The organism is Falsiroseomonas sp. E2-1-a20 (assembly GCF_051433195.1).
GTDB lineage: Bacteria > Pseudomonadota > Alphaproteobacteria > Acetobacterales > Acetobacteraceae > Falsiroseomonas.
Window position 1 is genome coordinate 46,740 of sequence record NZ_JBHMFT010000021.1, and the last position, 14,870, is coordinate 61,609.

The 14,870-nt window shown below is 71.1% G+C and carries 10 protein-coding genes; 9 read left to right on the plus strand and 1 reads right to left on the minus strand.

Annotation, left to right across the window (positions count from 1 at the left end):
- Positions 1-238 precede the first annotated feature (238 nt).
- Positions 239-916 (minus strand): MarR family winged helix-turn-helix transcriptional regulator, encoded by a 678-nt coding sequence (locus ACFHPP_RS21705; protein WP_437165328.1) that lies wholly within the window; start codon positions 914-916, stop codon positions 239-241.
- A gap of 499 nt (positions 917-1,415) precedes the next feature.
- On the opposite strand from ACFHPP_RS21705, the gene ACFHPP_RS21710 reads away from it, so the two are divergent.
- From ACFHPP_RS21710 to ACFHPP_RS21750, 9 genes are read left to right on the plus strand one after another with little or no spacing between them, the layout of a single operon-like run.
- The gene (locus ACFHPP_RS21710) at positions 1,416-4,115 is read left to right on the plus strand and encodes a tetratricopeptide repeat protein (RefSeq protein ID WP_437165329.1); all 2,700 of its coding nucleotides are present in this window, start codon (positions 1,416-1,418) and stop codon (positions 4,113-4,115) included.
- Between the two features lie 8 nt (positions 4,116-4,123).
- A complete protein-coding gene (locus ACFHPP_RS21715) occupies positions 4,124-5,806 on the plus strand; it encodes a hypothetical protein (protein WP_437165330.1) in 1,683 nt (560 codons plus the stop codon).
- Between the two features lie 5 nt (positions 5,807-5,811).
- A complete protein-coding gene (locus tag ACFHPP_RS21720) occupies positions 5,812-8,370 on the plus strand; it encodes a glycosyltransferase (RefSeq protein ID WP_437165331.1) in 2,559 nt (852 codons plus the stop codon).
- A complete protein-coding gene (locus tag ACFHPP_RS21725) occupies positions 8,367-9,725 on the plus strand; it encodes a UDP-glucose dehydrogenase family protein (protein WP_437165332.1) in 1,359 nt (452 codons plus the stop codon). The genes ACFHPP_RS21720 and ACFHPP_RS21725 overlap by 4 nt, the downstream gene beginning before the upstream one ends.
- Positions 9,725-11,065: a hypothetical protein gene (locus ACFHPP_RS21730; protein WP_437165333.1), complete on the plus strand. Its 1,341-nt coding sequence runs from the start codon at positions 9,725-9,727 to the stop codon at positions 11,063-11,065. The genes ACFHPP_RS21725 and ACFHPP_RS21730 overlap by 1 nt, the downstream gene beginning before the upstream one ends.
- A 9-nt stretch (positions 11,066-11,074) precedes the next feature.
- A complete protein-coding gene (locus ACFHPP_RS21735) occupies positions 11,075-11,905 on the plus strand; it encodes an ABC transporter permease (RefSeq protein ID WP_437165334.1) in 831 nt (276 codons plus the stop codon).
- Positions 11,902-12,567, plus strand: coding sequence for an ABC transporter ATP-binding protein (locus ACFHPP_RS21740; RefSeq protein ID WP_437165335.1), 666 nt, complete (start codon positions 11,902-11,904; stop codon positions 12,565-12,567). Before ACFHPP_RS21735 ends, ACFHPP_RS21740 begins: the two co-directional genes overlap by 4 nt.
- Positions 12,560-13,816: a hypothetical protein gene (locus ACFHPP_RS21745; protein WP_437165336.1), complete on the plus strand. Its 1,257-nt coding sequence runs from the start codon at positions 12,560-12,562 to the stop codon at positions 13,814-13,816. The genes ACFHPP_RS21740 and ACFHPP_RS21745 overlap by 8 nt, the downstream gene beginning before the upstream one ends.
- 5 nt (positions 13,817-13,821) lie before the next feature.
- Entirely contained in the window at positions 13,822-14,832 is a 1,011-nt protein-coding gene (locus ACFHPP_RS21750) for an NAD-dependent epimerase/dehydratase family protein (protein ID WP_437165337.1), read from the plus strand.
- The last annotated feature ends 38 nt before the right edge of the window (positions 14,833-14,870 follow it).

A 14,870-nucleotide genomic window follows, 5' to 3' on the forward strand; every position in this document is an offset into this window, starting at 1 on the left:
CGGCTGATCCCGTGGCGCTGCATGGTTCGGTGCCGGTTCGGCGGATTCGGATTTGTGCCTGAACTGGCCAGGCTCGGGCTTCACCGTGTCATTGCCGGGCAGGGCATGCCGCGGGCCTCTGTCGGTCTTCCGCATTCAGCGCCGCAGCGCGCACTCCGCGCTATCGGGGTCGCGGCGGGCCCGGAGCCACCGCAAGCGCCTCACGCCAGTCGGGCAGGGACCCTCGAAGGCCTGCGCATCATCCGATGGTGCATGGCTGCTTGCCGGCGTAGCCGGGCACCGATCCCTGCTGCCCCTGGGCGCCGCGGCCTGCGTCGCACGGGCCAAATGCCGCGGCAAGACCGGCATAGAAACGAAGGTCCTCGATGATCCGCGTGTTCACGAGTTCGGTCGCCGCATCTGTCAGCGCCAGGCAGATGCGGCGGCGATCCTTTTCATGCAGGTAGCGCCGCACCAGCCCCGCACGCTCCAGCTGCGCCAGCTTGCGAAGCGCCGTGCTCTGCGGCGCCCCGGAGGAGACGCAGATGGCGGAGACCGAGACATGGCCGCCCTCCGCCTTCACGGCGGCGAGGTCGAGGAGCATGTCCCAGGCCGGCCATTCCAGGAACGAGCCTGTAGGATCGCGGCGGCGCTGCGCGCGGAGCTGGATGAGCCGCTTCAGATCCGTCGGCCGGGGCTGCGCCAGGTTGGCGAGCTCGACCCTGCGCTGCGACAGGCCTCCCGGGCCGGCGGCGGGCGCCAGGCTTTGGACCAGCGTCGAGAGGTGCATGATCGAGTCGCGCAGCTGAGAAACGAATGCTGGATCCTGCCGCAAGTCCACGTGCATCGTGTCCATTATCGAAGCCCCTGCAACATTGTTGAGACGGATGGCGCCCGTCCAAGAGCCGCCCCATCGAGTGTCGGGATCGGCAACCATCTGCCGGCTTACTGCTGGCCAGTGGACAGCGGCGGCGGAGAAACAGTCTCATACTGCAACGCACAAACACACTTCACCGTTTCGTGTAGTGGATGCGCCGGCTCGTAAATTTCTTTAACCTTATCAAGAGCAAGTTTTTTAAAACAAGTTGCCTGCCGTTTCGTACATAGGCTCTTGTATACAAATTAACGGCTCGCCGATCCCCGGTGGATACTTCAAAGCTATCTCAGGCGGTTCGCGCGCATCGGGTCGCGACGGGAATTGATCGTCGATTTTCGCACCGGAATGCGTGCGAGTTCCAGGCGGACTGGCCGCGCCGATCAGGTCGCTGGATCGGCTCCGATGACCTGATCCAGTTTGGGATCAGGCTGAATGTCTTGCTGCCAAACTGCGGTCCAATCCGGTCCCGCTTTCGCTAACGCGCGCTGACCGGGCCCGATAGCTTCCGCGCATCGAGACCAGCCCGTGTCCCATGCGGGCCAAGATGCGGATGCCTGACATGCCGATGGACCACTCGACCAGCCGGACCGAGGACCTCGCTGCTCCGAACTCCGGTGATGTCGCCGTCAGGACCAGCATCAGCACCATCGGAACCTGCCGGATCGCCGACCCGATTGCCGCGGCGGCGCAGCGCCTGCCGATCCACCGCAACCTGACCAACGTCTACGGCTTCGTGCACACCTCGAAGGAGATCCTGCAGCAGCTGGACGTGCTGGATGGGCGGGAGATCCCGGACGAACTGGTGCGCTTCATCGCCTCATCGACCTACGAGGCCCCGCAAAGGCGGGAGCCGGCGGCCGCCTACATCGTCGAGGTGTCCTCGGCGAAGGAGGTGCATTTCGACGGGCACCTGCTGCAGATCAACTGCCTCGACCGCGTCTTCCAGGACCGGCGCGAATTGTTCGACACCCTCTTCCGGCACAAATACGTCCAGGACCGCGAGGCCCGCGCCCGCGCACTGGACCTGCTGCCCAGCTTCCACGCCGCCGACCCGGTGGAGCGCCGTGTCCTGCTGGAAGCCCATGTGCACCTGACGACGCGCGAGGAACTCGCGCAGGACCTGCTGGCCATCGTGGCGCGGCTGCCGGCGCCGGTGACCTTCGTCTGCCACATCGACGTGGCGGACGGCACCGGCCGGATGATCGAAAGCCGCTCCAGGCTCTGCAACTGGATGCGCGAGCTTTGCGCCGAGCACGGCTTCCCGCTGTTCGATCCGGCGCCCGAGGTCACCGCCTTCGGCCGCGCCCGCGCGCTGGCCGAGGACGGCCGCGACACCAACCACTATACCGCCGACTTCAAGCCGGTGATCGGCGCGCTGCTGTTCGAGCTGGCGGCGCAACCGGCCGCACGGCCGCGCGCCCCGCTTCAGGTCCCGGACTCCGCGCCCCAGGCGAAGCGGCCGCCACCGCCGGCAGCGCCTGCCGCCCAGGTGGCGGCCGCGGTGGCGCCGAAGCCTGCCGCCCGGCCTGCCGCGCAGCCGGCTCCCGCTTCGCCGGGCACGCTGGAGATCCGCGCCCTGGCGAGCGAGGCCAAGGCGCGCATCGGCCGCGGCGATGTCGATGAGGCCGAGGTGCTGCTGCGCGGCGCGGTGATCGACCACCCCGGTGCCGCGGAGCTGTTCGCCCTGCTGGGCGCCGTCGCCTACCACCGCGGCGACAACACCGCGGCGTTGGGCGACCTGCAGCGGGCGCTGCACCTCGACCGCCGCGCGGTCGAACCCCGCGTTCTGCTGGTGAAGATTGCGCAGCGGCTGAACCGCCACGAGGAAGCCTGCACCCATGCTCTGGAACTCGTGGCCTCGGTGCCGGAAGACCAGAAGGCGCTGACCGTCGCGGCCAAGGCGCTGCTCAAGGCCAAGCGCTTCCACGAGGCGGCGTCCGTCTGGCGCCGGGTCGCCATGCTGCGGCCGGAATTGTCCGCGCCGCTGGCCGAGGTGGCGCGCTGCGAGCTGAAGGGCCGCAACCTGGAGGAGGCGATCAAGGCGGCCGACGCCGCGCTGGCGCGCGATGCCGGCGACGCGACCGCGCTGACCCTGAAGGCGGAGGCGCTGCAACGGCTGAAGCGGATGGACGACCTCGCCGCGCTGGCCCTGCTGCTGGTGCCGGCCGACCCCGCCGCGGCGATGGCGCTGGTTCCGGCGCTGACCGCGACGGCGCATCACGAGCACGCCGCCGCGGTGATCGCCGCGGTGCGCCGCCAGGGCCATGGCAGCGCGACCGACCCGATGATGCAGGCGGGCCTGGTGCGGTCGCTGACGCAGCGGGCGCGTGCCGCCGTGGAACGCGGCGAGGCGACGACCGCGGCCGGTGCCTGGAAGGCGATCCTGCTGATCGATCCGGCCAATCGCCGCGCGACCTCCGGCCTGCGCCGCCTGGTCACGCCGGTGCGGGGCGAGGTGCGGGAGCGTGCCCAGGCTGGCGACCTGGCCGGCGCCATCGCCGCCTGCGCGCGCGGCCTGGCGCTCGACCCCAACGAGCCGCGCCTGCTGCGCGAACACGCCAAGCTGCAGGAACAGGCCCGGGACTGGCCGGCCGCGATGGCGGCGTGGGAGGCGCTGGCCCGGCACGAGGGCGATGCGCCGGACATGGTGCTGCGCGCCGCGCGGGCCGCCGCCAAGGCCGGCCGGCTGCTCGATGCGCTGCGGCTGTACGGCGCGCTGCCCGAGGCCGCACGGCACGCCGTGGCCAGCACGGTCGCCTCGCTGACCCGCAAGCTGGTCGCCGCCATGCGCCAGGACTTCGCCGCCGGCAACTATGAGGAGGCGGTGCGCAAGGCCAGCATCATCCGCGGCAACGAGCCGCGCAACGTGCCGGCCGCCCGGCTGCTGGCGCGGGCGGTGTCGAGCTATCGCAAGCTGTACAAGGCGGCGCTCGCGGAGGGCAACCTGGCGGCGCAGGAAAGCTTCTGCCGGCGGATCCTGGAGATCGACCCGAACCGCGCCGACGCGCTGCGCGCGCTGTCCCGGCTGCATGCCGCCGCCCGACGCTCGCGGGAGGCGATCGAACTGCTGGAACGGCTGACGCGGATCGAGCCGGAGGAGCCGCGCAACTGGCACAAGTTGGCCAGCGTCTGCCGCTCCGCGCGGCGCTACGACCTCGGCGTCGCGGCGGCGCTGAAGGCGGTGGAGCTGGAGCCCAACAACGCCCGGGGGCTGGAGCGGCTGAGCGACATGCTCAACCGCCAGGCCCTGGCCGCCTGAGCCGCATCATGGGGGGTCTTGCGGGCTACATCTCGGCGGCGCCGGCGGCCGCCGCCCCGGTCGCGGCGGCGGCGGAGGTCCGGCGTCGCCTTGCCAATCGCGGTGCCGGCGACGCCGATTGGCTGATCCAGCCGCGCGGCCGTGGCCATGTGCTGCTGCTGTCCGGTGCGACGCGGGCGGATGCGCAACACGCCCTCGCCTTCGACGGCAGGCTGACCAACCGCGCCGGCCTGGTGGCGGCGCTGCTGGAGGCGGGCCATGCCGCGGCGGGCGAGGACGACGCGGATGTCGTCGCCGCCGCCTGGCGGGCCTGGGGCGCGGCCGCGCTGCCGCGGCTGGAGGGCGCCTTCGCGCTGGCGGTGCTGGACACCCGATCCGGCACGGTGACCCTGGCGCGGGACCGCTTCGGCCAGCGGCCGCTGCTGGTCGCGATGGCGGGTGGCTGCGTCGCCTTCGCCTCGGACCTGGCGACGCTGCTGGCCTGGCCCGGGCCGCGGCGGGAGGCGGACCTGGATGTCCTCGCGGCGATCCTCGCCTTCGGCCACGCGCCGGTGGATCGCACGCCCATGGCCGGCCTGCACCGGCTGCCGCCGGGCCATGTCCTGCAGGTTGCCGCGGATGGCACCGCGACGCATTCCGCCTGGTGGGCGCTGCCGCAGACCGCGTCGGCAGCCGAACGGCCAGCCGAAGAATTGGCGCGACAGATCGTCGCCACGGTGCGCGACGCCGCCGGGACGGGCCGCGTGGCGGTGCTGCACCAGGGCGAGGCGGCGCCGCTGCTGCTCGCCTGCCTCCAGGATCCCATCGCGCCGGCCATTCCACCGCCCACCCCGGACGCGGACCTGGTACAGCGCCTCATCCGGCTGCAGGGCGAGCCCATCGTGCCGGAAGCGCTGGTGCCGAGCCTCGGCGCGGGCGTGGCGGGCCGGCTGCTGGTGGTCCCGACCGGCGCGGCGGAACTGCTGCTCGCACATCGGCGCTACCGGCTGTTCGCCCGCGACCTCGCCCGGCTGCGAGAGGGCACGCAGGACCTCGATGGTGGGTTCCATGAAGCGCCGCGCACGGCGCGAGACCTGTGGCACGCCGCCAGTGGCGGGACCAGCGAGGCGGAGCGCCTCGGCCTGCTTGGGCCGGCGCTGCTGCACACCCTGGTCCTGGCGGCGCCCGACGCCTACGGGCTCGCGCTGGACGAAGCCGACCCCGCGCTGGCGATGGCCGAGGCGGCCCGCCTCGACCTCGCCCTGCGGGTGCCGGCGCGCGACCTGGCCGCGCTGGATGCGGCGGCGACCTCCACCGGCGCCAGCTTCGTCTGCCCCTTCCTTGACAGCCGTCTGGTGCAGGCGCTGGCCGGGTTGCCCGACGCGGCGCGGCGCTGGTTGATCCGCGGCGGCAGTCCGGCCGAGGCCGACCTCTCGGCCTGGCACCCGATGGCGCCGCCGCTGCGCGAATTCACGCAGGCGGCGCTGCTGGGTGCAGCCTGCCGCGGCCGCGACCTGTTCAGCCGTGGCCGGGTGGAGGCGCTGCTGCGACGCCACGCCGCGACGCCCGGCCTGGATGCTGCCGGCCTGTGGCGCATGCTCGGCGTCGAGCTTTGGTGCCAGGCCTTCGTCGATGCCTCGGTGCGCACGGTGCAGACGGGTATCGAGCGGCCCGAGGAGCGTCTGCTCGCGGCAATGCAAGAAGCAGCATGAGCGGCGTGACCTCCGAAGACGCCCCCGCCTGGGCGGCGCGGCTGCTGGACGGCCGTGCCTGCCTGCGCTCGGGCCACAACGAGGCCGCCGTGGCGCTGCTGCAGGAGGTGGTGGCGGCGGCCCCCGGCGCGCAGGAGGCCAAGGCGCTGCTGGCCAACGCGCTGGAGGCGACCGGCCGCAAGCACCGCGCGCGGCTGCTGTGGCTGGAGATCGCCCGCGAGTCGGGCGCGGGCGGCGACAACAAGCATCTCTGGCGGCTCGGCCGCAACGCGGCGGAGCGCGGCGACCATGCCGAGGCGGAGCGCCTGCTCTCGGCCTTCCTCGCCACCTCGCCCGGCGACCTGGCCGCGGCCGAGCTGCTGCTGGAGATGCGGCTGGCGCTGGCGGAGACACCGGCGGCGCGGCGCATGGCGCTTCAACAGCACGCAGCGGAATGGCCGGAGACCGCCTTCTCCCTGGCGCTGGTCGCCACCGAGGCGCGCCGCGGCAACAGCCTGCCGGCGGCGCGCACCGCATTGCAGCGGGCGGAGGCGATGTGGAGCAGTTCCATCCCCGCGGCGCTGCGCATCGCCGATTGCCGGGAGGCGCTGGGCGAGCCTGCCGAGGCGCTGGCGATGCTGGACCGGGCGATCGCGGTGCACCCGCATGTCGCGACGCTGTGGCGTGCGCGCCTGCGCATTGCGCAGTCGGCCGGGCAGGGCAAGCCGGCGCTGCTGGAGATCGCCGCCCGGCTGGTGGCGTTGGAGCCGACCAAGCCCGGCCCGCATGTCGCGCAGGCCCGGCTGCTGGCGCAATTCAAGGACTGGGCGGGCGCCGCGGAAGCCTGGAAGCGCGCGCTGGACCTCGACCGCGGCACCGCGGAGCATTGGCGCGGCCTGATGGTGGCGCTTGCGAATCTCGAACGCAACACGGCGGTCGAGGCGCTGCTGGAGGAGGCGCGCGCCTTCTTCCGGGGCCGCGACGCCGACGGCATGGTGGACCTCGCGACGCTGGAATCAGTGTGCGGCTGGCATGACCGGGCCGCCGCCCTCGCCGCCAGGGCCATGGCCAACCCACGCATGCGGGCCCGGGCGCGCGACGTGGCCGCCGCCGCGCTGCTGAAAGGCGGGCATTACCTGCGCGCCTGGGGCTACCTCGGCGCCGCGGTCCAGGAGGGCACTGCGCCGCCTGAGACGCTGCGCCTGGCCGCGCGCTGCGCCGCGGCCCTGCGCCTGCCGGCCCCGGGCGCCGGCGTGCCGGACTTTCCCGACACGCTGTTCGAGCGTGCGCTGCTGCATCCGCCGGCGCGGCCGGTGCTGGCGGCGACGCCAACCTTCATGCTGGTCACCTCCTCGCTCGGCGCCGGCGGCGCGGAACGCCAGGTGGCCCTTTCCGCCGCCGGGGTGGCGCGCCAGCTTGCTGCGTCCGGGCGCGGGCGAGCCGTGCTGGTGGGCCAGGATCTCAGCCCTGAACGCGGCCGCGCGATGATGCGGCCCGTCGCCGAGACGCCTGAACTGCTGATCGAGGACCTCCGCCCCGTCGACGAGGCGGCACTGTTCCGACGCATCGCGGCCGCCGACCCGGCGACGCGGCCGGTGCTGGAGCTGATCGCGGCGCTGCCGGCCGCGATCTCCCGCGACGTCATCAAGCTGTACGACTGCTTCCGTCGCCACCGGCCGGAGCTGGTGCACCTGTGGCAGGATGGCGTCATCACCTCGGGCTCCGTCGCCGCCGTGCTGGCGGGCGTGCCGCGCATCGTCGGCTCGATGCGCAACGTCGTCGCCACGGAGAGCGACCGGCGGCGCTACCGCCGCTACCTCGGCACCATGTACCGCGCCCTGGCGCAGCGGCCCGACGTGCATTTCACCGCCAATTCCGGGGCCGGCGCGCTGGATTACGAGCGCTGGCTCGGCCTGCCGCAGGGCCGCATCCAGGTGCTGCGCAACGGGCTGGAGCTGGATGTGGTGCGCGCCCGTGCGCCGGCCGCCGCACGCCAGGCGGCGCGGCAGGAGCTGGGCCTGGCACCGGACGAGCTGCTGGTCGGCGGCACCTTCCGCCTCGCCCCCGCAAAGCGCCCGCATCTGTGGATCGCGGTGGCGGAACTGGTCGCCCGCAGCGTGCCGCGCAGCCGCTTCGTCATCGTCGGCGACGGCGCCCTGCGTGCAGAGCTCGAGGCACTGATCGCCGCCCGCGGCCTTTCCGGGCGCATCACGCTGGCCGGGCGGCGCAGCCCGGTCGAGCCGTGGATCGGCGCCATGGACGTGATGCTGCTGGCGAGCGAGGTCGAGGGCCTGCCCAACGTGCTGCTGGAAGCGCAGGCGCTCGGCGTGCCGGTGGTGACGACGAATGCAGGCGGCTCCGCCGAAGCGGTGCTGGACGGCATCACCGGCGTCCTCGTGGACACGGATGAGGCCGAGAGGCTCGCCGTGGCGGTGGCGCGAGTGCTGCGCGACGAGGCGATGCGCGCACGCGCACGGGTCGGCGCGCCGGCCTTCATTGAACAACGCTTCGGCCTCGGTCGGATGGTGGCGGATACGCTTGCCGCCTACGGGGTCGGGCATCTGGCAAAAGGAGCGAGAGCATGAAGATCGCAGTGGTAGGCGCGGGCTATGTCGGATTGGTGACCGGCGCTTGCCTCGCCGCCTTCGGCCACAGGGTGCGGTGCGTCGACAACGATCCGGTGAAGATCGCCGCGCTGAAGGAGGTCCGCATCCCGATCTACGAGCCGGGCCTTTCGGAACTCGTCGCGCAGAACATGGCGGAGGAGCGGCTGGACTTCAGCACCAGCCTCGCCTGGGCGGTCGCCGACGCGGAGGCGGTGTTCATCGCCGTCGGCACGCCGTCGCGCCGCGGCGACGGCCATGCCGACCTGTCCTACGTCTACCAGGCGACGCGCAACGTGGCGGAGGAGCTCATCGGCTACACCGTGGTGGTCCTGAAATCCACCGTCCCGGTCGGTACCGGTGACGAGGTGGAACGCATCATCCGCGACGCACGGCCGGACCTGTCCTTCGCCGTGGTCTCGAACCCCGAATTCCTGCGCGAGGGCGCCGCGATCGAGGACTTCAAGCGACCCGACCGCATCGTCATCGGCACCGAGGACGAGATGGCGCGGGAGGTGATGGCGGAAGTCTACCGACCGCTCTGCCTGAACCAGGCGCCGATCATGTTCACCGGCCGGCGCACCTCGGAGTTGACGAAGTACGCCGCCAACGCCTTCCTCGCCACCAAGATCACCTTCATCAACGAGATGGCGGACCTGTGCGAGAAGGTCGGCGGCGACGTGCAGGACGTGGCGCGCGGCATCGGGCTCGACCGGCGCATCGGCAACAAGTTCCTGCATGCTGGTCCCGGCTTCGGCGGGTCCTGCTTCCCGAAGGACGTCACCGCGCTGATCAAGACGGCGCAGGACCACGGCGCGAACTGCCGCATCGCGGAGGCGGTGGCCTCGGTGAACGACCAGCGCAAGCGCGCCATGGCGTGGAAGGTGGTGCAGGCCTGCGGTGGCAGCGTGCGCGGCAAGACCATCGCGTTGCTGGGGCTGACCTTCAAGCCGAACACCGACGACATGCGCGACGCACCCTCCATCGCCATCGTCACCGCGCTGCAGGATGCCGGCGCCTGGGTCCGCGCCTACGACCCGGCCGGCATGGAACAGGCGCAGACGGTGCTGCAGGATGTCGAATATGCGGAAGGGCCCTACGAGGTGGCCAATGGCGCGGATGCCGTCGTCATCGTCACCGAGTGGGACATGTTCCGCGCACTCGACCTCGACCGGCTGCGTCGCTCAATGCGTTCGCCCATCATGGTGGATCTGCGCAACATCTACGCCGGCGGCGAGGCGGAGGCGCGCGGGTTCCTCTACACCGGAATCGGCCGCGGCATGACCGGGCCGGGCACAACGATCCAGATGCAGGACGCGCTGGTGGCTGGCACCTGATGTCGCGGTCGCTCGTGCCGGTGCTGCTGCTCCTGCTGCCGGTGCCGGCGATTGGGGCGGACACGGTGCCGGGCGGCTTCCTGCAGCAGGCGGAAGCCGCCGCCGCGCGCCTGCCGCCGGTGGCCGCATGCGGGCCTGCGCAGGCGGATGCGGATGGCCGCGTACGTCGGCATCCGCTGCCCGCCCGCATCGCCGGCGCAGCCGCCGGCACCACCGGTGGCCTGGGCCACCGCCTGTTGCTGGTGGACAGCATGGCAGACGGACGCGACCCCCGGCCCGGGACGCTGCGCTGGGCCGTCGCCACCGCGCGCCGCGAGGGGGGCGGTTGGATCGCCTTCGCGCCTGCACCCGCGGATCGGACGATCCACCTGGTGGCAGGGCTTCGACTGCCCTCCAACACCACGCTCGACGGCGGATGCGGCGGCATCGTGCTGCACGCGGCCGCGCGGGACACGACGCTGCTGGTGACGGAGGCCACCAACATCATCATCAGCGGCCTTGCCTTCACCAAGTCCGCCTATGCCGAGCCGGGGGACCGCATCGGCGACGCGATCGGGCTGCGCGACCGCTTCGATCAGGTCGCCATCGTGAACAACGCCTTCACCCGCTGCGGCGACGGCTGCATCGACGTGGTGCGTGGCGAGCTGTCCGAGGAACCGGCCGGTGTCACCGTGGCCTTCAACCGGGTCGCGACGCACAACAAGGCCATGCTGGTCGGCACCCTGGCCTGCACCGCGCAGCGTGGCCCCCCGGCCTGCGCACGCCCGCTGGAGCATGTGGGCGATGCGCTGCGGCCGACGATCCGGGTCAGCCTGGTCGGCAACGTCTTCCTGCACACCAGCCAGCGCCACCCGAAGGTCGTGGCCGGCGCCTTCGTGCACTCGGTCAACAACCTGATTGTGCTGGGCACCACCCGCTACTCGGATGGCCGGGACAGCGCGACCTATGGCGCCGGCGCGGCCGATGGTGGATTGATCGCCAGCGAGGGCGACATCCTGGTGAACCCGACCTCGCGGCCCCGCCTCGGACTCGGCCCAGTCCCGGCGCGGGGCGAGGCGGCGGATGGCGCCGTTGCCTCCGGCGGCACCGTCACGATCGGCGCGGTGCGGATCGTGCAGCACGCGCCCGCGCTGGCCTGGTCCGCGCTGGCGGCGAAACCGGGGTCGGTTCTGGCGCTTGATGCGCGGCACGATCCCCTGCGCCTGGCAGGCTGCCTGTTGCGCCACGCCGGGCCAGCCGGCGCGGCGTCGGACTGGCCTCAATCCTGCGCCGAAGCTGCTGTCAGCATCGATGCCAATCGGGGCCAGTCGTCGCGTGCGTCGCCGGCGCCCAACCAATAGTCTCGCTGCATGCAGGATGGTCTCACGAACGACACACGCTCGCAGCACCGCTTTCCGCCGGAAGGCGTCGCGGACATGTTCGAGCTTCGCAGCCGCATGATCGGCGCGCTGCTGCTGCGCGAGGCGCGGACCCGTTTTGGCCGCAGCAGCCTCGGCTATCTGTGGGCCGTGATCGAGCCCATTTCACATGTCGCGGTCATGTGCTTCGTGTACTGGACGATCAACCGGCAATCGCCGGTCGGGCCCAGTGTCCTGCTGTTCTTCGTCACCGGCGTGCTGCCGTTCTTCCTGTTCCACAAGGTCGCGCTGCACCTGGGCGCCGCCGTGCGCGGCAGCCAGAAGGTGCTGCGCATGCCCTTCGTCTCGCCCATCGACATGGTGGTGGCGCGCGCGGTGCTGGAGGCGCTGACCTGGGTCGTGGTGGCGGCCATCCTGTTCGGCGCGCTGCTGGCCCTCGACCTTGCGGAGATGCCGGTGGCACCGGAGACCTCGGCGCTCGCGGCGCTGGTCACGCTGGCGCTCGGCATCGGCGTCGGCCTGGTGAACGCCACGGCGATGGCGCTGTGGGGTTCCTGGGTTCAGATCTACACGATGGCGACGCGGCCGTTGTACATCTTCTCCGCCATTTTTTTCTCGATCGATCAGGTGCCGAGCACCTTGCAATATTGGCTGTCCTGGAACCCCGTGCTGCATGCCGTGCAGTGGTTCCGCGCCGGCTTCCGCGGTGACTACGCGACGCCGGTGCTGGACGAAGTCTACCTGCTGGGCTGGGTCGTCGCGACGTGGTTCATCGGCCTGTGCATGATCCGCGTGGCGCGGCCGCGGCTGGCCTACGCATGATCGAGCTGCGCAACATCTCGAAGACCTATGGTAGCGGCGCGACGCGGCGCGTGGTCTGCGAGCGCCTTTCGGCGTGCTTCGACGGTACCGCTGATGTCGGTATTCTCGGCGCCAACGGATCCGGCAAGTCGACGCTGCTGCGGATGATGGCGGGCATGGAGATGCCGGATAGCGGGCAGGTGATACGGCGCGCGCGCATCTCCTTCCCCATCGGCTACAGCGGCGCCTTCCATCCCAACCTCAGCGCACGTGACAATGTACGGTTCGTGGCGCGGCTGTACGGCGCCGACATCGCTGCGGTGACGCGCTTCGTGCGTGACTTCGCCGAGATCGGACTGCACTTCGACGAACCGCTGCACACCTATTCCAACACCATGCGCGCCCGCGTCACCTTTGCCACCTCCATAGCCATCGAGTTCGACATGTACCTGGTGGACGAGGTGACGTCGGTGGGCGATGTCGGGTTCAAGCGCAAATGCCTGGCCGCGCTGGGTGAGCGCCGCCGACATTCGCGGCTCGTCATGGTCTCGCAGAGCGCCACCAATGTCGGACGCTTCTGCCGGACCGGCGCGATCTTCGACTGCGGGCGCCTGTACCTGTTCTCGACGATGGCGGAGGCAATCGACATGTATCAGAACAGGATCGCGGTAACCGATGCCTGACCTTCCCCCGATGCTGGATCATTCGCTCGATGAAGCCGGTACCCGGCGTCGCGTCACGCCGGTGCCGCCGGTCCGTCCGGAAAGTCCCGGGCTCGTCGGCATTTCGCTGCCGCGCTTCCCGGTTGAACCCGCGCGGCGCCGCGGTATCCGCTGGTCATTCCTGCTGATGGTCGTTCTGCCAACGCTGATCGGGGTGATCTACTACACGCAGATCGCGGCGCCGCAGTATGTCACGACGGCAGTCGTGGCGCTACGCATCGGGGAGGACCAGCGCGATGGCGGTGGCGGTGGACCCTCCACGCTCGTCGGCGCGCTCGGCCCCTCCTCCGCCGGTGCGCCGGTGACGCAATCCTACGGCATCGTCGAGTATATCCGCTCGCTTCCCGCAATGCAGGATGTCGCGCGCGAGGGGCTGGACCTGCGCGCGATCCTCACCAGCGACCTCGCCGACCCGCTTACCCGCGTGCCGCCGGATGCAACGCCGGAGATGCTGCTGGCCGCCTGGCGGTCGCGCGTCAGCGCGCAGTTCGAGCTGACACGCGGCGTGGTGACGCTGAGCACGCGCGCCTTCACGCCAGGCGAATCGCTGGCGATGGCGGAGGCAGTTCTGGCGGCCAGCGAGCGCCTGGCGAACGAGATGTCGCAACGCATGACGGCGGATTCGCTGCGCGCGGCGGAAATCCAGGTGGCCGCGGCCGAACAGCGCTTCACCGCGGCGCTGGCGGATCTGCAGGGCTTCCGGGCCACCTCTGGCGTTCTTGATCCGGGTCGTGCCGCCTCCTCCGGCCTTGCGATCGAGATGCAGCTGCGGCAGGAACTGGCCTCGGCAGATGCGCAGGCGGAGGGGCTGCGCGCGGCAGGCGGGCAAGGCAGCCCGATGCTTGCCGCAGCACTCGCCCGGGCGCGGGCGCTGCGTGCCCAACTGCTGGATGGCGAAAGCCGTGCCAGCCGCAGCGCCGGCGAACGCAACGACACCTCCTGGGCCGAGGTGCTGGCGCGCAACGATGCACTGACCTCGGCCCTTCGTGTAGCCGAGCAGCATTTCACGCAGGCGCTGGCCCTTTTGCAGACGGCGCGCGCCGAGGCTGCGCGGCAGCGCAGCTACCTGCTGACCTATGTGCGACCGGTGCTGGCGAGCCAGCCCAATTATCCGGACCGCTGGCTGTCCGTGCTGATCGTCGCCGGCTGTGCGCTGCTGGCCTGGTCGCTGCTGTCGCTGATGTTCCACGCGATCCTGGATCGGAGCTGAGTCCCATGACGGCAGAACCACAACGGTATTTCGTCACCGGGACGGCGGGCTTCATAGGCTATCACCTCGCGTCGAGACTGCTACGCGATGGCCATGCCGTAACCGGCTATGATGGCATGACCACCTACTACGACGTTGAGCTGAAGCGGCGCCGGCATGAACTGCTGCGGCAGTTCGACGGCTTCGTCGCGCATGAGGCCATGCTCGAGGATGAGGAGGCGCTGGACCAGGCGCTGGTGGCGGCCAGGCCGGACGTGATCGTCCACCTCGCGGCGCAGGCGGGCGTCCGGTACAGCCTGGAGAAGCCGCGTGCCTATGTGAACGCCAACCTCATCGGCACCTTCAACCTGCTGGAGCAGGCACGGCAGCGTGGCGTGCAGCATCTGCTGCTGGCCTCCACCTCCTCCGTCTATGGCGCCAACATCGACCTGCCCTTCGCCGAGCACCACCGCACCGCGCATCCGCTGACCCTGTACGCGGCGACGAAGGAGGCAACGGAAGGCATGGCGCACGCCTATGCGCATCTGTTCGGCATCCCGACGACGGTGTTCCGCTTCTTCACCGTGTACGGGCCCTGGGGCCGGCCGGACATGGCGCTGTTCAAGTTCACCGACGCGGCGCTGAAGGGCCTGCCGCTCGATGTCTACAACAACGGGCTGATGGAGCGTGACTTCACCTACGTCGACGACCTGGTCGAGGCGATCATGCGCCTCGTCGCGCTGCCGCCCTCCATGAGCACCGCCGGCCAGGGCAGCCAGAGCAGGGCGGCGCCGTTCCGCGTCATCAACATCGGCAACAACCAGCCGGTCGGGCTGCTGTCCTTCATCGAGGCAATCGAGGAGGCGACCGGACGCGAGACGCTGCGCAACTACATGCCGATGCAGCAGGGCGACGTGCTGCGCACCTGGGCCGATACCAGTGCCCTGGCGGAACTGACCGGTTACGTGCCAACCACGCCGGTGCGAGAGGGCGTCGCCGCCTTCGTCGACTGGTACCGCGGCCATTACCACGTCTGATGCGCGATGCCCTATGACAGCAGTCAGCTTCCGGACCC

Coding starts and splice junctions, on each gene's coding strand:
- ACFHPP_RS21725 (WP_437165332.1), top strand. CDS start 8,367: ATGAAGATCGCAGTGGTAGGCGCGGGCTATGTCGGATTGGTGACCGGC.
- ACFHPP_RS21730 (WP_437165333.1), top strand. CDS start 9,725: ATGTCGCGGTCGCTCGTGCCGGTGCTGCTGCTCCTGCTGCCGGTGCCG.
- ACFHPP_RS21715 (WP_437165330.1), top strand. CDS start 4,124: ATGGGGGGTCTTGCGGGCTACATCTCGGCGGCGCCGGCGGCCGCCGCC.
- ACFHPP_RS21745 (WP_437165336.1), top strand. CDS start 12,560: ATGCCTGACCTTCCCCCGATGCTGGATCATTCGCTCGATGAAGCCGGT.
- ACFHPP_RS21750 (WP_437165337.1), top strand. CDS start 13,822: ATGACGGCAGAACCACAACGGTATTTCGTCACCGGGACGGCGGGCTTC.
- ACFHPP_RS21740 (WP_437165335.1), top strand. CDS start 11,902: ATGATCGAGCTGCGCAACATCTCGAAGACCTATGGTAGCGGCGCGACG.
- ACFHPP_RS21735 (WP_437165334.1), top strand. CDS start 11,075: ATGCAGGATGGTCTCACGAACGACACACGCTCGCAGCACCGCTTTCCG.
- ACFHPP_RS21705 (WP_437165328.1), bottom strand. CDS start 916: ATGGTTGCCGATCCCGACACTCGATGGGGCGGCTCTTGGACGGGCGCC.
- ACFHPP_RS21710 (WP_437165329.1), top strand. CDS start 1,416: ATGCCGATGGACCACTCGACCAGCCGGACCGAGGACCTCGCTGCTCCG.